The organism is Pseudoduganella aquatica (genome assembly GCF_020865585.1).
Classification (GTDB): Bacteria; Pseudomonadota; Gammaproteobacteria; order Burkholderiales; family Burkholderiaceae_D; genus Rugamonas; species Rugamonas aquatica_A.
This window is the reverse complement of sequence record NZ_CP086370.1, coordinates 5255148-5276446: the sequence shown is the minus strand read 5'-3', so window position 1 is coordinate 5276446 and position 21299 is coordinate 5255148. Positions and strand designations below refer to the sequence as shown.

Below are 21299 nucleotides of genomic sequence, written 5' to 3'. Positions count from 1 at the left end.
AAAATTAGAATTCGTTGTTGCCGCTTACTTGCCGTCCAGGCGGCCCAGCAGCAGGTACTCGATCAGCGCCTTCTGGATATGCAGGCGGTTCTCGGCTTCGTCCCACACCACGGACTGCGGGCCGTCGATCACGTCGGCCGACACTTCTTCGCCGCGGTGCGCCGGCAGGCAGTGCATGAACAGCGCGTCCGGCTTGGCGCGCGCCATCTTGGCCGAGTCGACGATCCAGCCGTCGAAGGCCTTCAGGCGGGCCGCGTTCTCGTCCTCGTAGCCCATGCTGGTCCACACGTCGGTGTTGACCAGGTCCGCGCCTTCGCAGGCGTCGGACGGATTGGCGAAGAAGGTGTAGCGGTCGGTGGAGACCAGCGACATGTCCATGTCGTAGCCCTTGGGCGTGGACACGTTGACGTGGAAGCCGAATACCTCGGCCGCCTGCAGCCAGGAGTACAGCATGTTGTTGGCGTCGCCGACCCAGGCCACGGTCTTGCCGGCGATGGAGCCGCGATGCTCGTAGTAGGTGAAGATGTCGGCGAACACCTGGCAGGGGTGGTGCTCGTTGGTCAGGCCGTTAATCACCGGCACGCGCGAATGGGCGGCGAAACGCTCGATGATGTCCTGGCCGAAGGTGCGCACCATCAGCACGTCGCACATGCGCGACATGACCTGGCCTGCGTCTTCCACCGGTTCGCCGCGGCCCAGCTGGGAATCGCGCGTGTTCAGGTAGATGGCGGCGCCGCCCAGCTGGTGCATGCCGGCCTCGAAGGAGAGGCGGGTGCGAGTGGAGTTCTTGTCGAACACCATCACCAGCGTGCGGTCGACCAGCGGGTGGTAGATCTCGTAGTTCTTGAATTTGCGCTTGATGACGTGGGCGCGTTCGATCACGTATTCGTATTCATCCAACGACAAGTCGGAAAACTGCAGGTAGTGCCGAATCGGTTTTTGGGTAGACATAGTGACAACGATTTGTTGGGCTGGCAGGGGCGGGGGTGCCGGAAACGCCAGCTTAGCAAAACATTATACGGCTAAATTCCGGCTATAGCGATGTGGCTGGCTTAACTGGCCGGCTGCGGGCCGGATGGCGGCGGGTACGGCGCGACACGTCAGCTGCACAGACGCCTTTTGGCCATGGCAGGATGCCGCGCGCAGCCTCAAGGTGCTGGCGCGCGGCATGCCCTGCGGGGCGTCAGTCCTGCTTGCGGCGGCGCAGCGCGCCGGCGGCGACCAGGCCCAGGGTGAACAGCGCGATGCTGCCCGGCTCGGGCACGCTGGCGGCGGCCGCCGCGGCGCTGGCGTTCACGCGCAGGCCCATACCCAGTTCCAGGTCGGCCGCGTCATACCACTGGCCGCCTTGCTGCAGCGCGTAGCGGTTCAGCGGCTGGGCGGCCCAGCCGGGCATGCTGGCCTGGCTGGCGCTGCTGTAGCTGGGGCTGAACACCACCCAGTAGGCGCCAGGTCCCACGGCCCAGTCCAGCGCCGAAGCGCCGGTCCAGGCCAGTGCACCGGCCGCCGTGGCGATGCTGGCCGTGCGCAGCGCGCTGCCGGGGATGAAGCCGCCGTCGCCGTCCTCCACGCTGCTGAACAGGCTGATGCCCACCGTGCCCGCGTCCGTGCTGAAGTAGCCCTGGATGCTGTCTATGGTCATGGCCTCCAGCAGCGAGAACTGGCCGGCGTAGGAGTGGCCGCTGTTGAAGGCCCAGCCCGCGCCCACGGCGTTCGACGGGGTGCCGGTGTTGACCACCACGGTGGCCTGCGCCGTACCTGAGATGAGTGCCAGCATCATTGCCAGCTTGCCTGCCCAATGTTGGAATCGCATGGCTGCTCCTTATTTCAGTTTGCCGGCGCCGGCAGCGGCGGGCACGGCGGTGAGGGTGGAGGTGGCCGTTTGCAGCGCGTACAGATACGGCGGCGTCCACAGGTTGGCGGCGGCGGGCAGGGCGTAGCCGCACTGGCCGTCCACCGCGTTGGTGCCGGCCTTGTCGCTGGTGAAGATGTGGCCGGACGAGCGGAAGCCGATAAAGTCCTTGCCCTTGATGGCCTTGCCGCAGAACTCGCTCAGTTTCAGGCCGGTGATGTTGTAGTAGTTATTCTCCAGCAGCATATTGGAGCGGTAGCGCGCGTCGGTGCCGCTGGCGAACTTGATGTCGGCGTTGGTGGTGGACACGCTGCCGGTGATCAGGTTGTTGAACAGGTGCACCTGGCCGTAGCGGTTCAGCGGCAAACGGGTGGTGGCGCCGTCCCACCAGTTGCCGCTGAAGGTCACGTGCAGGCGGCCTTCGTCGCTCCAGGCGCGGCCGGAATCGCCGTTGCCCACCAGCGTGGTCTTGTGGTGCTTGTTGAACACGCTGTTGGAGATGGTCACGTAGTCGCTGCCGCGCACCACGTCGAGCGCGCCGTCGTGGCGGGTCTTGAAGGTGCCGGTGGCCATGGACTCGGGCGTGTCGCCGTCGCTCATGGTGATGTGGTCCAGGTAGATGTTCTGCGCGCGCGAGACGGTCACGCCGTCCGCATAGGCATTGGCCGAGTCTTCCGGGTTGACGTCCCACGGCGTGTCGATGACGAGGTTGCGCACGATGACGTTGCGGGTCCAGGTCGGATAGTCGTCGCCGTCCTTGCCGGCGGCGATCCAGTTCTTGAAGTCGGTCTCCTCGCTGCCGCCGGGCGTGAGCGCCAGTTCGCCGCCTATCAGCAGCGCAGTGCCGGTGATGCGCGCCGGCCGGCCCTGGGCGTCGTTGATGCCCACCAGCGTGGTGTTGGACGGAATGCTGATGGAGCCGCCGTATTTCTGGTCGGCGTAGCTGGTGTACTCGCGGAACACGGTGTTGTTCTCGCTCCAGCGCAGGTCGATATGGCCGATCACGCGGATGATCTTGGCGTCGTTGCCGGCCTCGTTGATGGCGGCCACCAGCTGCTGGCCGTTGTACACGGTGTAGACGCGGTTGGCGGTGGCGGCGCTGCCGCCGGTCACCAGCACTTTGCCTTTGCGCGACCAGCTGTGCCAGCCGGTGGCGGGGGCGGTCTGGCGCTCGAAGGTGAGCACGCCGCCGGTGGGGTCGCCGCTGGCGAATTGCCAGACCGGCAGCGCGGGCGCGGCCATATAGCTGGCCGGGTCGTGCAGGCCGTCCACCAGCACCGGGGCCGAGTAGTTGCGCACGCCGTATTGGGCGGTTTGCAGCGGGGTGCTGGGGCCGGTCAGGCTGGCGGCGTTGATGGTGGCGGCGTGCGCCGACGAGGCCAGCAGGATGCCGGCAGCGAACAGGGTAGATTTCAAGGTTGGTCTCCGTTTATAAGTATGTACGGTCCGTACCCGCGTGACTGCGCCTTGCCTGGGGCAATAGCAAAAGAAACGGGAGGGTAGGGAAAACTTCCAGCATTGCGGCCGCTTGTCTATGCGAGCGGACCGCCACGCTGATGCAGGCACCTTGCGTACCTGCTGCCTTTGCAAAGAGGGCGGGGAGCCGAGTTTGCTCAGGTTGGAACCGCCGCTCGCGCCGGTGGGCGCATCGCAGTGGTCAGGCCAATCCTACGTTGGCGCGGAAAATTATGCAATAGTCAACGCAAGCACTGTGGTTTGTTTGCCAAGCCCGCCTGCGCGGCGTCAGTGGTAAATGGCCACCGGCCCGGTGTCGTCCGGCAGCGGCGCCGTCAGCGGCAGGTCCAGCGTGAAGCTGGTGCCGGCCGGGCTGCTGTTCACGCTGATCTGGCCGCCCAGCAGCGAGGTGACGATGTTGTAGCTGATCGACAGCCCCAGGCCGCTGCCACCCTGGCCCAGCTTGGTGGTGAAGAAGGGGTCGAAAATGCGCGACTGGTTCTCGGCCGGGATGCCGCCGCCGTTGTCGCTGAACACCACCAGCGCGCGGCCTTCAAACGGCGTGCCGGCGCTGAGCCGCATGCGGCCATGCGAGCGCCCTTCAAAGGCGTGCAGCAGCGCGTTGTTGATGAAGTTGGCCAGCACCTGGCCGAAGGGGCCGGGGTAGCTGTCCATGGCCAGCGCGTCCGGTATGTCGTATTCGATGCTGTGGTTGGCGTTGCGGATGCGGTTCATCATGGTGGCCACCACTTCGTGCACCACCTGCTGCAGGTTGAACATGCGGCGCTGCTCGGTGGTGCGGTCCACCGCCACCTGCTTGAAGCTGTTCACCAGGTCGGCCGCGCTGGTGAGACCGCGCATCACCAGTTCGGACGCCTTCTGCGCGTCGGCCACGTAGGCGGCCAGTTCCGAACGGCGCAGGCCGGGGCCGTTCAGCTGCTGCTCGATCTCGGCGGTCTTCTGCTGCAAGGTGCTGGCGATCAGCAGGCTGTTGCCGATGGGCGTGTTCAGCTCGTGCGCCACGCCCGCCATCAGCGAACCCAGCGCGGCCAGCTTTTCCTGCGACACCAGCTGGGTCTGCGCGTCCTGCAGCTGGCGGTAGGCTTGCGCGTTGTCCAGCGCGATGGCGCCATACGCGCACAGGGTGCGGAAGATCAGCCGTTCGCGTTCACCGAAGGCGTTCACGGCCAGCGACTGCACCGTCATCACGCCCAGCGCGCGCTCTCCCACCAGCAGCGGCACGTACAGCGCGCTGTGGTTGGGGCAGGTGCCGGGGATGACGAAGCTGTTGGCCGTTTTGGCCAGGTCTTCCACGTACACTTCGCGCCGCTCGTTCAGGCTGCGCACCGAGAAGGAATGCGGGTGGGACAGCGGGATCACATTGGTGGGCAGCGCGCGGCCGCCTTCCACGCCGAAGGCGCGCGTGAGCGATTGGGCCGCCGCGTCGTACAGGTAGATGGCGAAGGTGTGCGCGTCCAGCAGCGCCCCAACGTGCCGGTCCAGCGCCTGGAACACGGCCGCCGCGTCCAGGTGGATGGTGATGTCGCGGCCGATGGCGGACAGGCGCTCCAGCATGGCGCTGGTCTGCTGCAGCACTTCCGCGCGGCGCGCTTCGGACGCGGCCAGTTCGCGGTGGTGCAGGCCCTCGGCGCGCGCGTGCTCGGTCTGGTGGTGCACCTGCATGGCCACGGCGCGGTTGGTGGCTTCCTGGCTGTGCGTCTTGTCGCGCGCCGCGCTGGCGGCCACCGCCATCTGGTAGGCCTGCTGGTAGCTGCCGGCGCAGGCGTATTCGCGCGCCAGCGCGTCCAGCAGGTCGCCCGGCACGGTGTACCCGGCGATGGTGGAGGCCAGCGCGAGGGCCTGGTGCAGATAGTGCAGCGTGGCGTTGAGTTCGGTCATGCCCTGCGGGCTGGGCAGCGCGTGGCGGCTGTGCAGCAGCGACAGCACGCGCAGCGCGGTGATCTGGTGGTGCGCGTTGCGCTGTTCGCCGGCCAGGCGCACCGCTTCCTGCGCGGCGCGCAGCGCCTCCTGCGGCCGCTCCAGGCCGGACAGCGCGTGCGCCTGGCCGCGCCGCGCCACGGTCTGGAAGTCCGCCTGCTGCAGCGCGTCGGCGCGGCCCTCCAGGCGGACGAAGGCGTCCAGCGCGGCGGCGTAGTCGCCCCGGTCCAGCGACAGGTCGCCCAGGTATTGCAGGGCGATGGCGTAGCTGCGCGCGCCCGACAGCGGGGCCAGGATGATCAGCGCCTCGTGCAGCAGTTCCTCCGCCGCGTCCAGCCGGCCCAGGCGGCGCATGGTGTCGGCCGTGTGCATCAGGCAGGCGCCCACGCTGCGCGGCCAGCCGGTGGGGCGCGCCAGGTCCAGCGCGCACTGCATCCATTCCAGCGCGGCGTGGTGGTCGTTCAGATTGGTGAAGTCCTCGCCGATATTGGTGGCCGAGGTGATGGCCGCGCGCAGCTGCCCGGTGGCCAGCGCGCTTTCATAGCTGCGGATGTAGTGGCTGGCGGCGCTGCCGAAATCGCTAGACAGGGTGGCCGCCACGCCCAGGTAGTCGTGGCGCCAGGCGGCATAGGCGGCAGGGCAGGCCAGCGGCTCCGGTTCCGGCGCCAGGTGCGTGTTCCAGCCGGCCGCGCTGTGCGGGTCGCGCAGGATGGCCCAGCGCGCGGTGGCGGCCTCGATGATGCGCTGGCGCTGGCGGTCTTGCGCCTTTTCGGCGGCGGCCATGGCCAGCGCCAGTTCGGCGTCGCGCCGTTCGTGGTCGCCCCGGTCGATGGCGATCCAGGCCTGCAGCCAGTGCGCGTCCGCGCAGCCGGCGTGTTCGTCCAGCGCGCACAGCTGTTCGAAAGCCAGGTGGGCCGCCGTTTCCGCCGCGTCCAGCGCGCCGCGCAGCCACAGCACTTCGGCTTGCGCCAGGTGCATGCGGGCGGCCAGGGCGGTACGGGCGGGGGCGTCGAGGGTGGTTTCTGGCAGCAGGGCCAGCGCTTCCGCGGCCAGGGCATCGGCGCGTGCGCTGTCGCGCTGGCGCAGATGCCAGGCCAGCGGCAGCAGGACAGGCAGGCGCGCAACGCCGCGCAGGGGCAGTAGTGCTACCTCCCAATGCGCAACGTCATCCTCGCCTGCGAACATGTCCATGGTCTTGCCCCTGATTTGCCACTACCCGCTAATCATGCTCCAGAGCATCGAAAGGCGCAATCGACTTTTTAGGTAACTGCCAAGTAAATTGTTTTTTTAGTACAGGGTTTGCGCCGATTCGTGCAGCAGCTGGCCGTACAGCTCGTGCCGCAGCTTGGCGATTTCGCCCGCCTTGACCGCGTCCAGCACCGGGCATTGCGGCTCGATCAGGTGGCGGCAGTTGTAGTACTTGCAACCGCCCAGATAGGGCTTGAAGTCGCGGAAGGCGCGCTCCAGCATGCCTTCGCTCAGGTGGTAGAGGCCGAATTCCTGGAAGCCGGGCGAGTCGATGATGGACGTGTCCGGCCCCAGGTCGGGCATGCTGTACAGGCGGGTGAAGGTGGTGGTGTGCTTGCCGGTGTCCAGCGCGGCCGAAATTTCGCGCACGGCGATGTCGGCGCCCGGCACCAGCAGGTTGATCAGCGAGGACTTGCCCATGCCGGACTGGCCGATCAGGATGGACGAGTTGCCTTTCAGTAAAGGCTGCAGGGTGGCCACCGCATGCTCGGGATTGCCCTTGGCCGATACCTCGTGCACGGGGTAGCCCAGCTTGGAATACATCTTCAGGCGCTCGCGGGTGCGCTCCAGCGATTCGGTCACGTCCACCTTGTTCAGTATCAGGTGGATTTCAATGCCGGCCGCCTCGGCCGCCACGGTGGCGCGCGAGACCAGGTCGTCGGTGTAGCCGGGCTCGGTGGCCACCACGATGAACAGCTGGCTCACATTGGCGGCCAGCAGCTTGGACTTGTACTGGTCCGAGCGGTACAGCAGCGTCTTGCGCTCGGTGATCTCGTCGATGACGGCCTGGTCGGCCGAGGTGGCCGTCAGCTTGACGATATCGCCCACGGCCACATTGGTCTTCTTGCCGCGCGTAACGCATTGCACGCGCTCGCCGTTCACCTCGGCCAGGTAATGGCGGCCGTGGGCGGCGATGATCACGCCGGTCATCTGGCCGGGCTTGCTGGCATGCGCCTTGGTCGATTGCTTCATGCGCGCTCCGCCAGTGCGTCCGCCTTGGCGGCGCAGATGAAGTCGTTGAGCGACAGGCCGCCCTGGCCCTGGTTCACGGAGTGGGTGTCGTAGCGGGCGATGCAGCGGTTATAGGTCACAGTCAGTTCCGGGTGGTGGTCTTCGGCGTGCGTGATATAGGCCAGCGCGTTGACGAAGGCCAGCGTTTCATAATAGTCGGCGAAGCGGAACTCGCGCAGCAGCTTGCCGTTTTCCAGGCGCCACTGCGGCAGCAGGGCGGCCAGGCGCTGGGCCTCGGCCGCGTCCAGCGCATCCTTGGCGGGGGCGCTGTGCAGCGCGAGCAGGTCCTGGGCGTTGGCGATGGTGGTCATGATGGTGTCCTCACTGGGCCGCCAGGTTCAGCTGGCGGATGCGCACGCTGGCCGGCGGGTGGGAATCGTAGAACGCCGAGTGCAGCGGGTCGGGCGTCAGGGTGGAGGCGTTGTCCTCGTACATTTTCACCAGCGCCGACACCAGGTCGCGCGCGTCGGTGTGCTTGGCGGCGAAGGCGTCCGCCTCGAACTCGTGCTTGCGCGAGCTGAGCGAGGTGAGCGGGCCGAGCAGGAAGGTGAACACCGGCAGCGCCAGTGCGAACAGCAGCAGCGCCATGGCGTTGTTGCTCTCGCCGGCCAGCAGCAGCGGGTCCACGCCCAGGCCGGTGTAGAACCACAGCTGGTTCTTCAGCCAGCCCAGCAGCGCCAAAAAGGCCAGCGAGATGGCGAACATCATGGCGATGCGCTTGATGATGTGCTTGAGCTTGAAGTGCCCCAGCTCGTGCGCCAGCACCGCCTCGATTTCCTGCGGCGCCAGGCGCGACAGCAAGGTGTCGAAGAACACGATGCGCTTGTTGGCGCCAAAGCCGGAGAAATAGGCGTTGCCGTGCGCGCTGCGCTTGGAACCGTCCATCACGAACAGGCCCTTGGAGGCGAAGCCGACGCGCTGCATCAGGCCCTCGATGCGCGACTTCAGCGACTCGTCCGCCAGCGGGGTGAACTTGTTGAACAGCGGCGCGATCACGGTGGGGAACAGCACCATCATCAGCAGCTGGAAGCCGCTCCACACGCACCAGGCGTACAGCCACCACAGGCCGCCGCTTTTTTCCATCAGCGTGAGCACCACCCACACCAGCGGCAGGCCGATGACGGCGCCCAGCGCGATGCCCTTGACCATGTCGGCAAAGAACAGGCCGCGGCTCATCTTGTTAAAACCGAAACGCTGCTCCAGGCCGAACTGCTTGTAGTAGTCGAAGGGCAGGTCGATCAGGCCGGAAATGGCGGCATAAGCCACCAGCAGGCCGATCTGGTAAGCCATGCCGGGGCCGGCCAGCTTGTACACTTCCACCGACAGCCACTGCAGGCCGCCCAGCAGCGTGAAGCAGACCAGCACGGCGGCGTTGACCGCCACGCCCAGCATGCCGAACTTGGTGCGGGCGATGGTGTAGTCGGCCGCCTTCTGGTGGGCGGCGAGGGGGATTTTTTCGGCGAATTCGGGCGGCACGGCGTTGCGGTGGGCCAGCACGTGGCGGATATGGCGCGAGGCCAGCCAGAAGCGCGCGGCCAGTGTCAGGACGAGGAAAGAAACGAACAAAATCGAAAACGCGTGTGAATACATTCTATGCCTGTGAGAAAATGGCGGATTGTTTAGGCCAAGAGAGAATTATGTCACAAGCGACCGAAATCCCAACTACTACTCCGCAAGAGCGTCCTAATGAGACCAATCTGGTGTGGGTGGACATGGAAATGACGGGCCTGGAGCCGGAAACCGACCGCATTATCGAAGTGGCCATCATCGTCACCGACATGCATCTGAATTTCCTGGCCGAAGGCCCGGTGTTTGCCATCCATCAGACCGATGAAACGCTGGACAAGATGGACAACTGGAACAAGGGCACCCACGGCCGTTCCGGTCTGACCGAGCGCGTGAAGGCGTCCACCATCACCGAAGCGTTCGCCGAAGCCGAGCTGATCGCCTTCCTGAAGAAGTGGGTTCCCGCCGGCAAAGCGCCGATGTGCGGCAACACCATCGGCCAGGACCGCCGCTTCATGGTGAAGTACATGCCCAAGCTGGAGGCGTTCTTCCACTACCGCAATATCGACGTATCCACGCTGAAAGAGCTGTGCAAGCGCTGGAAGCCGGAGATCGTCGGCGGCTTCAAGAAGCACCAGAAGCACACCGCGCTGGCCGACATCGTCGAGTCCATCGAGGAACTGAAGTACTACCGCGAGCACTTCATCAAGCTGTAATGCCGAGGCGGGAGGTCACGGCGCTCAGTCGCTGGAGACCTCCAGCAGCGCCTCGAAGAAGTTATCCTCGTTGAATTCTTCAAGAGCGGGGTATTCGCCCGCCTTGGTGGCGATTTTCCAGTCGGCGGCAAGGTCGGGCAGCACAAAGCGCACGATGCCGCGATGCCCCTCCAGGTCCATGCGGCCGCCGCTGCTGTCGAGCATCACGCCGACAGTGCGCAGCAGCACATGCTGGCGCCCCAGGCTGATGCCCAGGGTGCGGGTGGTGTACGTGCCTAGCATCTCCTCGGTCAGCACCAGCGCGTGCAGGTCATACTTCACCTGGCCTTTCTCCGCATAGCGCGCCAGCCACAGCTGTACCTGGCCATAAAAGCCATCGATACGCGCAAGCCACTGCTGCTTGCGCTGCTGATAGTCGTCATGCCCCATGGCTAGCCCGCTGGAAGTCGCTCCTGATTAATTGTATGCCTTCCCGCGCCGCCCGTGGCGCGCACTACTCGCAAACGAAAGACTCGATGCCATTGCGCCGGCCATTGGACAACAGCTTATCGGTTTGCGTACATCGATGCGTCTCCTTTGGAAGCGGCTTGATCAAAAGGATGCGGGAATTGTCGTACACACAGGCTATCCAGTAGCGCTCCGGGTCATCCGGTAGCTGCCAAGTATGCACTTCCTTACGGCCTATACGGCGGCTGACGGGAATGAGGCTCCCGAGGCGTGACGGATGGCCTGTGTAGACTGCGATATTGGTGAGTGAAGGCTGTGCGAGACCGGCATCTTGCAGGGCCTCCCAACCTTCGTGTGGACTTGTGACTGTCTGATCCACGACCAAGGCATGCGGGCAGTCGAGTGGGATAGGTGTGGCGAATGCCAGGCAGGGGCGGAGCATTGCTGTGAAGACGCCAAGCGAGAGGAGGTATTTCATGAGCCGCTCTATTCGATGACAAAGTAGAATTTGGCGCTGTCCACGCGATGAGTCGCGAGTTTTTTATTGAAAATGGTCCGTTCGCTTACTCGTCCTTTTCTGTTCCACTGATCGAGTACACGTATGCCTCCCGGGCCATGCCCCAGATACACAGCCGCATGTTTTCCTTTGGTATCTGTAGGATATTTTCCGTTGTCGTCAAACGTTGCTATTGCCGTACCTGATGGAATGGTTCCGGGTGTCGCCAAGAGGACGTTGACTCCCTTTCTCCAGGTGCTGGTGCGTGGTGCACCGCAGGCCTGACGGACGAATTCCACGCATTCGGTATTGCCGGCAGCATTCGCAAACTTGCCTGGATCTTGGATTGCGTCTAATGCAGGATTGAGTTGATAAGACATGTCAGCTCCTTAGGGAATTGGAGCTGACAGTTATAAAGATGAAGCGATCCCGATGTATTGACATACCACAAGCTCCCTCCCAAATCAGGGAGGGGCGAGTCCACCCTGGTGTCAACCCATGAAGCCGAGGTCTTTCAGGGCGAAGTTGGCGAGCTCGTTTTTGAACACTTGCGTTTCGAGCATGGCGTCGTCGGCGCCGAACCAGCGGCCCAGGGTGGCGCCGTATTGCTGGTTGGAGATTTGCGGGATCCATACGCCGCGCCCGGTGGCGTCGTCCTTGCCGCCCAGCGTGAAGTCGGGGAACTGGCCGTACAGGCCGCCCTTGACTGCGCCGCCGACGATCAGGTGGTGGTTGCCCCAGCCGTGGTCGGTGCCGCCGCTGTTGGGCTGCAGGCTGCGGCCGAAGTCGGACAAAGTGAACGTCGTCACCTGCTGCTGCGCGCCGATCTCGCCCAGCGCGAGCTGGAACGCCGCCAGCGACTGCGATACCTGGCGCAGCATGCTGAACTGCTGGTAGGCCTGGCCACCGTGCGTGTCGAAACCGCCTTGCGACACGAAATAGACCTGCCGGCCCGGCCCCTGCGTGGCGCGCAGGCGGATCAGCTGCGCCACGGTCTTGAGCTGCTGCGCCAGACCGTAGCCGGGGAAGGTGGTGGCCAGCGCGCCGCCGCCGGTGGCCGCTTTCAGGTCGGACACCAGTTCCATGCCGTTGAGCAGGGTGCGGTTGGCGGTGGCCGCCATCATGTTCGGGTTGTTGGCCGACAGCAGCGCCGTCAGCGCGGCGCGGCGCTTGTCCGCCTCGGCTTGCGGCCAGAAATTCATGCCGGCCAGGTTGAGCTGGCCATTGGCGGGGATGAGGTTGCCGTGCGTCTTGGCGCCTTCGATGAACAGGCCGCCGCCGCCCAGCGCCACCGCGTCCAGGTCGCCGCCCGTGCCGAGCAGGTCGACCAGGCGGCCGCCCCATCCGGTGCCGGCCAGCGATGGCGTGCCGGCCTGGTTCTGCAACTGCTGGTCCGGGTGCGAGAACAGCTGCGGCGGCACCGCCACGCCGGACTGGTATTGCGCCTTGCTCAGCGGCTGGCGCAGGCTGCCCACGTTGAGCACGGCGGCCACCTGGCCCTGGCCGTACAGCGCGTCCAGTTCGGGCATGCCGTAGTGGAAGGCGAACGGCTGCTCCACCGTGTCCGCCACCGCCTGCAGGCGGGCGCTGCGCTCGGACACCAGGGTCTTGCTGGCGACCGACAGAGCCAGGCCGTGGCTGCCGCGTATCGCGTTGTATTTGCCGTAGCGAACGGAGTCCAGCGGCACGATCATATTGTTGCCGTCGTTGCCGCCGAACATATACAAGCACACCAGCGCCTTGTAGTCGCCGACGGCGGCCTGGGCGGGCCGTGCGCTCAGCAGGCCCAGGGTGGACAGGGCGCCCAGCATGCCGGCTTGCGCGCCGAGTCCGAGGAAGCCACGGCGTGACAGGTTGTTATTGTTCATGGTGATGTCCTCGCTTATTGCTGAACTGCGAATTCGGCAGTGATGGCGGTCAGGTAGAGCGCGGTCAGGGCGCGCTGGGTCTTGTCGGTGGTGGCGCTGACGGAGCCGGCGATGGCGCTGCGCGCGGCCGGCGACATGCGCCCTTGCAGCAGCTTGGCGTCCACCAGGTTCATCAGCGCGGTCACGTCGCCCGCCACGCCGACGTAGGGGGCGATGTCGATGGCGACCATGCCCTTGTATTCGCCGGACAGGAAGCGGTACAGGAAGTTGGCGCGCGCCACGGCCAGCGCCGGGGCGTAGACCTGGAACTCGGGGCCGAACTGGCCCGGCGTGCCGGGCAGGCCGGTCATCGGCGAGTAGAAGTTGAACACGCTGGGCGCGTTCAGCAGCTTCTGGCCCAGCTGCGAGTATTCCCAGAAGGCGTTGTTGGGGTTGACCACGGTGGCGTCCAGCGCGTGGAACAGGCTCAGTGAATGCAGCACGGGGTCTTTCAGCTTGCCCTGGCTGGCGCCGGGGGTATCCTGGCGCGCTTCGGCGTCGGTCAGCACGGCGGTCAGCGTGGCTTTCAGGTCGCCGCGTCCGGTCGGGCCGCCGGCGAACACATTGGCTACGCGTTCGATGTAGGCGGGGCTGGGGTTGCTGGTGGTGAAGGCGCGGATCAGCCGCGTGGCGATGAAGGGCGGCAGGTTGGGGTGGGTGAACAGGTTCTCCATCACGGCGTCGAAGTCCTGCACGGTGCTGCGGCCGGCCGGCAGTACGGTGCCTTGCAGCAGCGTCTTGCTGCCCTTGTCGTGCAGGCGGTCGCGCGGCTCCAGCGGGCCGCTGAACTTTTCCCAGTTGGCGCCGGTGGTGCTGGCGCCGGTGTAGGTCCAGCCGCTCAGGGCGCGCGAGATGTCGGCGATGCGCTCCTGGTTGTAGCTGGGGATGGGGTCGCCGTAGCGGTCGGTCTGCACGCTGCCGTCCTGGTTCAGCATGACCGGACCGATGGTGAACAGCTGCATCACTTCGCGCGCGTAGTTTTCGTTCGGCGCGGGCGTCTTGCTGTTGGCCAGGTCCAGGTATTTGCCCATGGACGGGTTGAGCGTCATTTCGCGCAGCAGGGTGTTGAAGTTGCCGAAGGCGTTGGCCGACAGGGTGGCCAGCCAGGGCTGCATTTCGTTGGCGTAGGGGTTTTTGTCGGCGGAAACCACGAACAGCTGGGACAGCGCGAAAATCATGCGCTGGCGCAGCTGGTCCTGGCCGCCCGCCATATTGTTGAACCAGGTGGCGCGCAGCACGTTCATGTCTTCGGTCGCCGGGATGGCGCTGGCCGGCAGGACGAACTGCTGGGCCAGCCAGGCGGCCTGGCCCAGGGATTTGACTTTGGCGATGTCCGCCGCAGTGGGGCCGAAGGTGGCTTGCTCGAGCAGGCGCGCGGCGGCCACGGTGGCCGGGTCGATGGCGGGCTGGGCGCCCAGGGGCGGAACCGGCGTGGGGGTGGGCGTTGGGGCGGGCGTGGGTGTCGGCTTGGGCGCCGTGGCGCCGGTTTTGAGCGTCAGCGTGGTGGTGGCGCTCAGCTTGTCCGCCGTGGCGGTGGTGCCGGTGATGGTGATGACGCGGTTGGCCGGCATGGCGGCGGGCGCCTTGTATTCGCCGTTCTGGGAATTGAGCGTGCCGAATGTGGCATTGCCGCCGGCGATGCCGTTCACGGTGAAGTTCATGAACTTGCCGACGCCATCGACTTTGCCCACGAACCAGACTGTGCTGCCCAGGGCGACTTCGCCCTTGGCCGTGTTTTCCAGGGTGGCGGTGGCGGCCCAGCTGCTGGCAGCCAGGCTGATCAGGCAGGCCGCCGCCCAGCCCCGGCATAGTAATCGCTGCATGGAATTCTCCTTGTTGTTGGATGCTTATTTCCAATCAGCAAGTCGCGTGCCATGCAAAATGTCACGTCGATGTGACAATTTTTGGCCGCCTCCATCATGCCGGGCGACAAAAATTGTCAGTCCAGTGGACGGAGTGGCAAAAAATGTCAGCGCGCCGCAGTGGCGCGCGGGGAATTACTCGGCGCCGTTTTCCGCGCCGTGGCACTTCTTGTACTTCTTGCCGCTGCCGCAAGGGCAGTCGTCGTTGCGGCCGACCTTGGGCTCGTCGCGCACCAGCGTGGCCACCGGCGCTTTGCGGCGCGGCACCCAGAACTTGTGGATGGCCGGCAGGTTGGCTTCCAGCTCCTGGCCCAGCTTGTGCGCCTTGACCGGATCTTCCACCAGCGGCAGCTCGTCTTCTTCGATCTCGTCCGCGCCCAGCAGGTAGATCGGACGCATCAGGTCGCCCACTTCCGAATCCCAGATCGCATCCCACGAGCCCGGACGCAGTTCCATGCCTTCCCAGAAGCCCCAGCACCAGGCTTCGGCGTCGATCAGGGTCTGGCCTTCGACTTCGTGCTCGACGAACAGCGGTTCGAATTCTTTCGGCGCCACTTCGAACGTCACCAGCACTTCGTTCATGAAGCGCATGATGAGGTTGACGATGCGCTCTTCTTCCTTGGCGTTCTTGAACTTGGGCGCGTCCTTGCCGTCCGGGCCCCAGACGCGCGACAGCCACTCGTTGGGCATGATGGGCTCGGGACCGATGGCGATGGCCGTCAGGTAGCCGTGCAGGTGATCCATGGTCATGGAGTCTTCCGGGCTGCGGTCCGACAGCAGGAAGTTGTCCAATTCGTCGAATTCTTTTTCGCTCAGAGGCTGATCGAGTTGCATATGCTTAATCCTTCTTGTTTGAAGCCGCCAGTATACGCTGCGGCGCAATGTTACGGGCGGAAGAATGCTGCGGCGCTTACAATGGCGGCCATGACTACCGATAATCCAGACTCCGTCCATCCCTACGCCGCCCTCGGCCCAGACTGCGTGCTCGACGCGCTCGACAGCATCGGCCTGTATGGCGACGGCCGCCTGCTGGCGCTGAACAGCTATGAAAACCGGGTCTACCAAGTGGGCATAGAGGACAGCCAGCCGCTGGTGGCCAAGTTCTACCGCCCGGGCCGCTGGAGCGACGCCGCCATCCTGGAAGAGCACGCTTTTGTGGCCGAACTGGCGGAGCGCGAGATCCCGGTGGTGCCGGCGCTGGCCGTGAACGGCAAGACCTTGCATGAATACCAGGGCTACCGCTTCTCGGTGTTCCCGCGCCACGGCGGCCGCGCGCCGGAACTCGGCGACCCGGCGGTGCTGGAGTGGACCGGGCGCTTTATCGCCCGCATCCACGAGGCGGGCAAGCTGGCGGCCTACAAGGAGCGCCCGGCGATCGATCCGGCCACCTTCGGCGCGGAGCCGCGCGATTATCTGCTGGCCAACAACTTCATCCCGCCCGAGCTGCTGGCGGCCTGGAGCAGTGTGTCCGAGCAGGCGCTGGACGGCGTGCGGCGCTGCTATGACAGGGCAGGGGACGTGGCCACGCTGCGCCTGCACGGCGATTGCCATGGCGGCAACGTGCTGTGGACCGACGCCGGCCCGCATTTTGTGGACTTCGACGACAGCCGCATGGGTCCGGCCATCCAGGACTTGTGGATGATGCTGTCCGGCGAGCGCCACGAGCAGGTGCGCCAGATGGGCGACATCCTGGCCGGCTACGAGGATTTCTGCGACTTCGACAGCCGCGAAATGCACCTGGTGGAAGCGTTGCGCACGCTGCGCCTGATCCACTACTCGGCCTGGATCGCGCGCCGCTGGGACGATCCGGCCTTCCCGGTCGCCTTCCCCTGGTTTAACACCCAGCGCTACTGGCAGGACCGCATCCTGGAGCTGCGCGAGCAGATCGCGCTGATGGACGAGGCGCCGTTGCCGGTCTAGCAAGGGCGGCGCCGGGCTTGCACTGGCCGTGCCCCCACAGGTCGCGGCCAGCCCACCGTTTTCAAAAAATTCTGTGTGCCTGTCACAAACCGTTTCCTTGCCTCGTCTAATAAGCAAGGGAGCACCCTGGACAGCATCCAACCTCATTGAAAGGCACACTATGAAAATCGTCGTTATCGGTGGCACCGGCCTGATTGGCTCGAAAACCGTCGCCATCCTGCGCCAGGCAGGCCACGAGGCCATTGCCGCTTCGCCGTCCAACGGCATCAACAGCTACACCGGCGAAGGACTGCGCGAGGCCATGGCCGGCGCACAGGTGGTGATCGACGTGGCCAACGCGCCGTCGTGGGAGCCGGCCGCGGTGCTGGACTTCTTCCAGGTCACCAGCCGCCAGCTGCTGGCGGCCGAAGCGGAGGCCGGCGTGCAGCACCACGTGGCGTTGTCCATCGCCGGCACCGACCGCATGCCGGACAACGGCTATTTCCTGGCCAAGGCGGCGCAGGAGCGGGTCATCATGGCCTCCGGCATACCCTACACCGTGGTGCGCGCCACGCAGTTTATGGAATTCCTGGGCGGCATCGCCGACGCGGGCGCTGACGGGGCGGCCGTCAAGCTGGCGCCCGGCCGGTTCCAGCCGATCGCGGCGGACGACGTGGCCGCCATAGTGGCCGATCTGGCGCAGTGCGCGCCGCGCAACGGCACGGTTGACATCGCCGGCCCGGAACGCGCGCCGCTCAGCCAGTTCATCGCCCGCTACCTGAAAGCAGTGCAAGACCCGCGCCAGGTTGTCGGCGACCCGGAGGCGCGCTACTTCGGCGGCCGCGTGGAGGAGCTCTCGCTGGTGCCGCTGGGCGAGGCGCGCCTGGGCAGTATCGGCCTGGACGAATGGCTGCGCCGCCGTTCGACCGTGCCAGGCCGCCCCGCCATGTGATGAAATAACGGGTTTTTCCCGCTCTGCTTGGGGTTCGGCCGGCGGGCAGCCTGTTTGATAATGCTTATTCAGAAGTCCCGGCGGGTGCCGGGGCGCAAGATTAAGCGAGAAATCTCATGCAAGCACAACCGGCACAGTCCTTCGAACCAGTCATTCCGGCCCTCGATGTTCCCGTTCCGCTCCTGCAAGAGTCCGCTGAGCCTGCACCGCGCGGCGCCATGGACATGAACGCCATCAAGGAAGCCATTGCCAGGGTGGAGGCCGAAGCGAAGGCCAATTGCGCCGCCGAGAGCCGCGCCCACGCCGAAGCCCGTGCCCGCGCCCTGGCCGACGACCGCGCCGCCATCGACGCCGCCGCCGCCGCCGCCGCCCAGCAAAGCGCGCAAGTGGCCGAGGAAGCCATTGCCGCCAACCGCGAACGCCTGGAAAGCCTGCGCGCCGCCGCCCAAGCCAGCGTGGCGCGCCTGGAAGCGGTCAAGATGGAAACCGCCGAACTGCGCGCCCGTGCCGAGGCCGACACCCAGATCCGCCTGGCCGCTGAACAGCGCGCCCGCGCCGAAGAGGAAAGCCGCAAGCGCGCCTCCGAACAGATCGCCACCGAATCCGAACTGGCCGAGCAGGCCGCGCGCGCCGCCGACGAGCTGACCGTGCAAACCGAACAGGCCCGCAAGCAGGCCGCCGAGCGCCTGGCCGCCGTGCAGGCCGCCCGCGAAGAAATGGTGGGCATTGCTTCCGCCGACGCCCGCCTGGCCACGCTGGCCCGCGAGCGCGAGCGCCATGCCCACGGCGCCCGCCAGACCGCCGATGCGCTGGCCACCGCCGAAGCCGAAGCGCTGGAACTGACCGTGCAGCGCGAGCGCGCCGACCAGATCGCGCTGGAAGCCGCCTTCAACCGCGCCGCCGCCGAAGCGCGCGCGCTGGAAGAAGCCCGCGCGCTGGCCCACCTGGAGCAGGAGCGCGAAGCCATCGCCCTGGCCAAGGCCGAATCCGAACGCAGCGCCGCGCAGTCGCTGCACCTGCGCCTGCAGACCGAAAAAGAAATCCGCGACGCCGCTATTCAGCGCGAGCGCCTGGAAGCGGTGGCCGCCGCCAGCGCCCAGGCCCGCCGCGACGCGGACGCCAGCATCATCAGCGCCACCGAAGCGCGCATCGAAGTGGACCGCCAGCTGCGCGCCGTGGCGCTGGTCCGCTTCGAAGCCGAACAGCAGGCCGAGATGGAAACGCTGGCCAAGGTGGAGGCCGAATCGCAGGCGCTGGAGCAGGCCCGCCTGCGCCAGATCGCCGAGCAGGCCGCCGCCGAAGCCGCCCGCGCCGACAGCCTGGAGCAGCAGCGCGCCGCGCAGCTGGCCAATGAACGCGCCTCGCTGTCGCGCGCCGCCGTGGAGCTGGCCGCAGCCCAGAACGCCGCCGAGCAGGCGGAAGTGGCCACGCTGACCGCCCATGTGGACGCGCAGCAGACCGCCACCGCCCTGGCCGAGGAAAACGCCGCCCGCGCGGCCGACCTGCTGGCCGCCGAACAGCACCGCGCCTCCGCCGAGCAGCAGGCCATTGCCGCGCTGAAGCAGCGCCTGGAAGCGGAAGAAACCGCCGCCGCCGCCGCCCAGGTGCGCGCGGCCGCCGAACAGCAGCAGGCTGAAGCGCTGCGCCAGCAGCAAGCCGCCGACGAGAGCCTGGCCGCCGCCGCCGGCAAGGAAGCCGCCGCCATGCAGCTGATGGCCGAGCAGACCGCCGTGGAAGCGGAGCAGAAGGCCGCCGCCGCGCAGGCCATCACCGCGCAGGCCCGCCTGGCGGTGGAGCTGAGCTCCGTGCACGTGGAGCGCGCTGCGGTGGAGCAGGAAAAAGCGGCCAAGGCTGCCGAGCTGCTGAAGGCTGAACAGGAATTCGTCGAGACCGAGCGCCAGTCGCTGGCGCTGATCGAGCAGAAGCTGACGCAGCAGCGCCTGGCCAATGCGGCCGAGCAGCGCGCCGCCAAGGCGATCGAAAGCCGCCTGGAGTCGGAGAAGGCCGCCACTGCGGCGCTGCGCGCGCAGGCGGATGCGGAGCAGGAGCTGGCCGAGCTGGCGCGCCAGCATGAACTGGCCGTGCAGGCTGCCGCCAAGGCGGTGCAGGACAAGGCGGATGAACAGAAAGCGCTGGTCGAAGCCGCGCAGGCGCATGCAGCGATGCAGCGCAAGGTGGCCGACACCACGCAGGCCATGACGGCCGCCAAGCACAAGGCGCTGGAGCTGGAAACCCGCCGCCAGCACGCCGCGCAGAACGCGCTGAATGCGATTGAGGAAAAAGTGGCGGCGGAAGTGGTGCAGACCGCGCTGGTGGAAGAGAACGCATTCGCCGCCACGCTGGCCGCAGCCCGCGCCCGCGCCGAGCACGAGCAGTCCGAAACCATGGCGCGCGACGTGATCGGCCGCTTGAAGGATACGGCCGGCGCTGTGTGGCGCGGCCGGTGATGTTCGGCGGGTTACGCGCTGCGCGCTAACCCGCCCTACGCTGTGTCACATTGCGGGGGAATCGTAGGGCGGGTTAGCCGGGACGGCGTAACCCGCCTTTTTTATTGCGCGGGAACTTGCAGCTTTTCCGCGTAGTACTCGGTTTCGCCGAAGCAGGAAGTCGGCACGCCCTTGTGCTGGGCGTAGCTGAGCAGGACGCGCTTGCCGGTGGCTTCGGACATCCGCTTGGCCAGTTCCGGATCGCGCACGCTGAACTGGAACTTTTCAGGGATGGCGCCCGGCATGGACGTCAGCAGCAGCTCGCCTTCCCAGGTCTTGCAGACCCAGCCGCGCTTGGAGAACTTCTGCAAATAGCCGGCCCGCTCGCCTTCCGAGTAGGACACGCTGAGCGTAATCCACACGTAGGCGGCGAACAGCAGTCCGGCGCCCAGCACGAGCGCGACCAGGATGAGTTTGATGCGGGATGAAGTAATCATGTGTTTTGCTGATGTGGTGGCAATCTTGCGATCTTATCATTCCCCGGCCATGCGGCGGCGGTATCGCACCGACGACCACAGCGACACCACGATAAACGCCACCCCGGACAGCCCCGTGAACCATTCCGGGATATGGTATTTCACGCTGGCCAGCATGATCAGCGCCAGGATGCCGATGGCGTAGTGCGCGCCGTGTTCCAGGAACACGAACTCGTCCAGCGTGCCCTTGTGCACCAGATAGACCGTCATGGAGCGAACGAACATGGCGCCGATGGCCAGCCCGAGCATGATGATGACCACGTCCGAGGTGATGGCGAAGGCGCCGATCACGCCGTCGAAGCTGAACGAGGCATCCAGCACTTCCAAATACATAAAGCCGCCTATGCCGCCCTTGGCCAGCGCCACGCCGGTGGACGGGTCGTGTTCCTCGTCTTCCAGCAGGCTGCTGATCCAGTCCACCGCCACATACACGGCCACCCCGATCACGCCCGAGGTCAGCACGCTGAACTTCTTCGCTTCCGGCACCAGCCCCACGCAGGCCAGTATGCCCAGCAGGGCCAGCAGGATGGCCAGGCCGCTGGTGCCCAGCGCGCCCAGCTTTTCCTCGATCCAGCCCAGCCAGTGCAGCTCTTTTTCCTCGTCGAACAGGAAGTTGAGGAAGACCAGCAGCAGGAAGGCGCCGCCGAAGGCCGCCACCTCGGCGTGCACGCCGGTCAGGTAGCGCGAATAGTCGTCCGGGGTGTCCAGCGCCATGGTCCACACATCGCCCAGGCCCAGGCCGGTGGCGAAGGAGACGATCAGCAGCGGGAACAGCAGCCGCATGCCGAACACGGCGACGATGATGCCCACCGTGAGGAAGAGCTTTTGCCAGAACGCGTTCCAGTCCTTGAGCACGGCCGCGTTGACCACCGCGTTGTCGAAGGAGAGCGAGACTTCCATCACGCCCAGCACGGCGGTAATCCATAGCGCGGTCAGCATGCCGCTCGCGCCGCCCCGGCTATACCCCCACCAGCCGGCCAGCGCCATCAGCACGATGCTGACCAGGATGGATATTCTGAAGTGTTTCATGTGGTTCCTTTGCAATGTT

General features: G+C 66.1%; 19 protein-coding genes. 4 read left to right on the top strand and 15 right to left on the bottom strand.

What is annotated here, in order from left to right:
• Window positions 1-24 precede the first annotated feature (24 nt).
• The 7 genes from argF to KT882_RS23565 all read right to left on the bottom strand — a co-directional run bounded on the left by argF (window position 25) and on the right by KT882_RS23565 (window position 9094).
• Entirely contained in the window at window positions 25-951 is a 927-nt protein-coding gene (argF, locus tag KT882_RS23595) for an ornithine carbamoyltransferase (protein WP_161074867.1), read from the bottom strand.
• Window positions 952-1183: 232 nt separating this feature from the next.
• Window positions 1184-1813 (bottom strand): PEP-CTERM sorting domain-containing protein, encoded by a 630-nt coding sequence (locus KT882_RS23590; RefSeq protein WP_161074866.1) that lies wholly within the window; start codon window positions 1811-1813, stop codon window positions 1184-1186.
• Between the two features lie 9 nt (window positions 1814-1822).
• The gene (locus KT882_RS23585) at window positions 1823-3268 is read right to left on the bottom strand and encodes a pectate lyase family protein (protein ID WP_161074865.1); all 1446 of its coding nucleotides are present in this window, start codon (window positions 3266-3268) and stop codon (window positions 1823-1825) included.
• 327 nt (window positions 3269-3595) lie between these two features.
• Window positions 3596-6436, bottom strand: coding sequence for an ATP-binding protein (locus KT882_RS23580; RefSeq protein WP_228893462.1), 2841 nt, complete (start codon window positions 6434-6436; stop codon window positions 3596-3598).
• 96 nt (window positions 6437-6532) lie between these two features.
• Window positions 6533-7465 (bottom strand): ribosome small subunit-dependent GTPase A, encoded by a 933-nt coding sequence (gene rsgA, locus KT882_RS23575; protein WP_161074863.1) that lies wholly within the window; start codon window positions 7463-7465, stop codon window positions 6533-6535.
• Complete coding sequence (locus tag KT882_RS23570; RefSeq protein ID WP_228893461.1) at window positions 7462-7815, bottom strand: 4a-hydroxytetrahydrobiopterin dehydratase; 354 nt, start codon at window positions 7813-7815, stop codon at window positions 7462-7464. The genes rsgA and KT882_RS23570 overlap by 4 nt, the downstream gene beginning before the upstream one ends.
• A 10-nt stretch (window positions 7816-7825) precedes the next feature.
• On the bottom strand, window positions 7826-9094 hold the full coding sequence (locus KT882_RS23565; RefSeq protein WP_161074861.1) for a M48 family metallopeptidase: 1269 nt from the start codon (window positions 9092-9094) through the stop codon (window positions 7826-7828).
• A 47-nt stretch (window positions 9095-9141) separates the two neighbouring features.
• Between KT882_RS23565 and orn the strand changes: the two genes are divergently transcribed.
• Window positions 9142-9726: an oligoribonuclease gene (orn, locus tag KT882_RS23560; RefSeq protein ID WP_161074860.1), complete on the top strand. Its 585-nt coding sequence runs from the start codon at window positions 9142-9144 to the stop codon at window positions 9724-9726.
• A 24-nt stretch (window positions 9727-9750) separates the two neighbouring features.
• Here orn and KT882_RS23555 read toward each other — a convergent pair whose 3' ends face one another.
• The 6 genes from KT882_RS23555 to KT882_RS23530 form a co-directional block, all read right to left on the bottom strand.
• The gene (locus KT882_RS23555; RefSeq protein ID WP_228893460.1) at window positions 9751-10155 is read right to left on the bottom strand and encodes a hypothetical protein; all 405 of its coding nucleotides are present in this window, start codon (window positions 10153-10155) and stop codon (window positions 9751-9753) included.
• 64 nt (window positions 10156-10219) lie between these two features.
• On the bottom strand, window positions 10220-10651 hold the full coding sequence (locus tag KT882_RS23550; protein WP_161074858.1) for an STY0301 family protein: 432 nt from the start codon (window positions 10649-10651) through the stop codon (window positions 10220-10222).
• Window positions 10652-10659: 8 nt separating this feature from the next.
• On the bottom strand, window positions 10660-11049 hold the full coding sequence (locus tag KT882_RS23545; protein ID WP_228893459.1) for a BPSL0067 family protein: 390 nt from the start codon (window positions 11047-11049) through the stop codon (window positions 10660-10662).
• Between the two features lie 111 nt (window positions 11050-11160).
• On the bottom strand, window positions 11161-12537 hold the full coding sequence (locus KT882_RS23540; protein WP_228893458.1) for a DUF1501 domain-containing protein: 1377 nt from the start codon (window positions 12535-12537) through the stop codon (window positions 11161-11163).
• A gap of 14 nt (window positions 12538-12551) precedes the next feature.
• Complete coding sequence (locus tag KT882_RS23535) at window positions 12552-14399, bottom strand: DUF1800 domain-containing protein (protein ID WP_228893457.1); 1848 nt, start codon at window positions 14397-14399, stop codon at window positions 12552-12554.
• Between the two features lie 174 nt (window positions 14400-14573).
• Window positions 14574-15272 carry a UPF0149 family protein gene (locus KT882_RS23530; protein WP_161074854.1) on the bottom strand — a complete coding sequence of 233 codons (699 nt, stop codon included), beginning with the start codon at window positions 15270-15272 and terminating at the stop codon, window positions 14574-14576.
• Window positions 15273-15353: 81 nt separating this feature from the next.
• On the opposite strand from KT882_RS23530, the gene KT882_RS23525 reads away from it, so the two are divergent.
• The 3 genes from KT882_RS23525 (at window position 15354) to KT882_RS23515 (ending at window position 19736) form a co-directional block, all read left to right on the top strand.
• A complete protein-coding gene (locus tag KT882_RS23525; RefSeq protein WP_407682022.1) occupies window positions 15354-16358 on the top strand; it encodes a serine/threonine protein kinase in 1005 nt (334 codons plus the stop codon).
• Window positions 16359-16518: 160 nt separating this feature from the next.
• Window positions 16519-17289: an SDR family oxidoreductase gene (locus KT882_RS23520; RefSeq protein ID WP_228893455.1), complete on the top strand. Its 771-nt coding sequence runs from the start codon at window positions 16519-16521 to the stop codon at window positions 17287-17289.
• Window positions 17290-17405: 116 nt separating this feature from the next.
• On the top strand, window positions 17406-19736 hold the full coding sequence (locus tag KT882_RS23515; RefSeq protein ID WP_228896835.1) for a hypothetical protein: 2331 nt from the start codon (window positions 17406-17408) through the stop codon (window positions 19734-19736).
• A gap of 101 nt (window positions 19737-19837) precedes the next feature.
• Here the strand turns inward: KT882_RS23515 and KT882_RS23510 are convergent, their stop codons facing one another.
• Window positions 19838-20212, bottom strand: a complete 375-nt coding sequence (locus KT882_RS23510; RefSeq protein ID WP_161074851.1) for a hypothetical protein — start codon at window positions 20210-20212, stop codon at window positions 19838-19840.
• Between the two features lie 36 nt (window positions 20213-20248).
• Window positions 20249-21280, bottom strand: coding sequence for a DUF475 domain-containing protein (locus KT882_RS23505; RefSeq protein WP_161074850.1), 1032 nt, complete (start codon window positions 21278-21280; stop codon window positions 20249-20251).
• Window positions 21281-21299: the final 19 nt, after the last annotated feature.

Bases quoted from the DNA above. Each gene is read 5' to 3' on its own strand.
- argF (WP_161074867.1), bottom strand. From the start codon at position 951: ATGTCTACCCAAAAACCGATTCGGCACTACCTGCAGTTTTCCGACTTG.
- KT882_RS23590 (WP_161074866.1), bottom strand. From the start codon at position 1,813: ATGCGATTCCAACATTGGGCAGGCAAGCTGGCAATGATGCTGGCACTC.
- KT882_RS23580 (WP_228893462.1), bottom strand. From the start codon at position 6,436: ATGGACATGTTCGCAGGCGAGGATGACGTTGCGCATTGGGAGGTAGCA.
- rsgA (WP_161074863.1), bottom strand. From the start codon at position 7,465: ATGAAGCAATCGACCAAGGCGCATGCCAGCAAGCCCGGCCAGATGACC.
- KT882_RS23570 (WP_228893461.1), bottom strand. From the start codon at position 7,815: ATGACCACCATCGCCAACGCCCAGGACCTGCTCGCGCTGCACAGCGCC.
- KT882_RS23565 (WP_161074861.1), bottom strand. From the start codon at position 9,094: ATGTATTCACACGCGTTTTCGATTTTGTTCGTTTCTTTCCTCGTCCTG.
- orn (WP_161074860.1), top strand. From the start codon at position 9,142: ATGTCACAAGCGACCGAAATCCCAACTACTACTCCGCAAGAGCGTCCT.
- KT882_RS23555 (WP_228893460.1), bottom strand. From the start codon at position 10,155: ATGGGGCATGACGACTATCAGCAGCGCAAGCAGCAGTGGCTTGCGCGT.
- KT882_RS23550 (WP_161074858.1), bottom strand. From the start codon at position 10,651: ATGAAATACCTCCTCTCGCTTGGCGTCTTCACAGCAATGCTCCGCCCC.
- KT882_RS23545 (WP_228893459.1), bottom strand. From the start codon at position 11,049: ATGTCTTATCAACTCAATCCTGCATTAGACGCAATCCAAGATCCAGGC.
- KT882_RS23540 (WP_228893458.1), bottom strand. From the start codon at position 12,537: ATGAACAATAACAACCTGTCACGCCGTGGCTTCCTCGGACTCGGCGCG.
- KT882_RS23535 (WP_228893457.1), bottom strand. From the start codon at position 14,399: ATGCAGCGATTACTATGCCGGGGCTGGGCGGCGGCCTGCCTGATCAGC.
- KT882_RS23530 (WP_161074854.1), bottom strand. From the start codon at position 15,272: ATGCAACTCGATCAGCCTCTGAGCGAAAAAGAATTCGACGAATTGGAC.
- KT882_RS23525 (WP_407682022.1), top strand. From the start codon at position 15,354: ATGGCGGCCATGACTACCGATAATCCAGACTCCGTCCATCCCTACGCC.
- KT882_RS23520 (WP_228893455.1), top strand. From the start codon at position 16,519: ATGAAAATCGTCGTTATCGGTGGCACCGGCCTGATTGGCTCGAAAACC.
- KT882_RS23515 (WP_228896835.1), top strand. From the start codon at position 17,406: ATGCAAGCACAACCGGCACAGTCCTTCGAACCAGTCATTCCGGCCCTC.
- KT882_RS23510 (WP_161074851.1), bottom strand. From the start codon at position 20,212: ATGATTACTTCATCCCGCATCAAACTCATCCTGGTCGCGCTCGTGCTG.
- KT882_RS23505 (WP_161074850.1), bottom strand. From the start codon at position 21,280: ATGAAACACTTCAGAATATCCATCCTGGTCAGCATCGTGCTGATGGCG.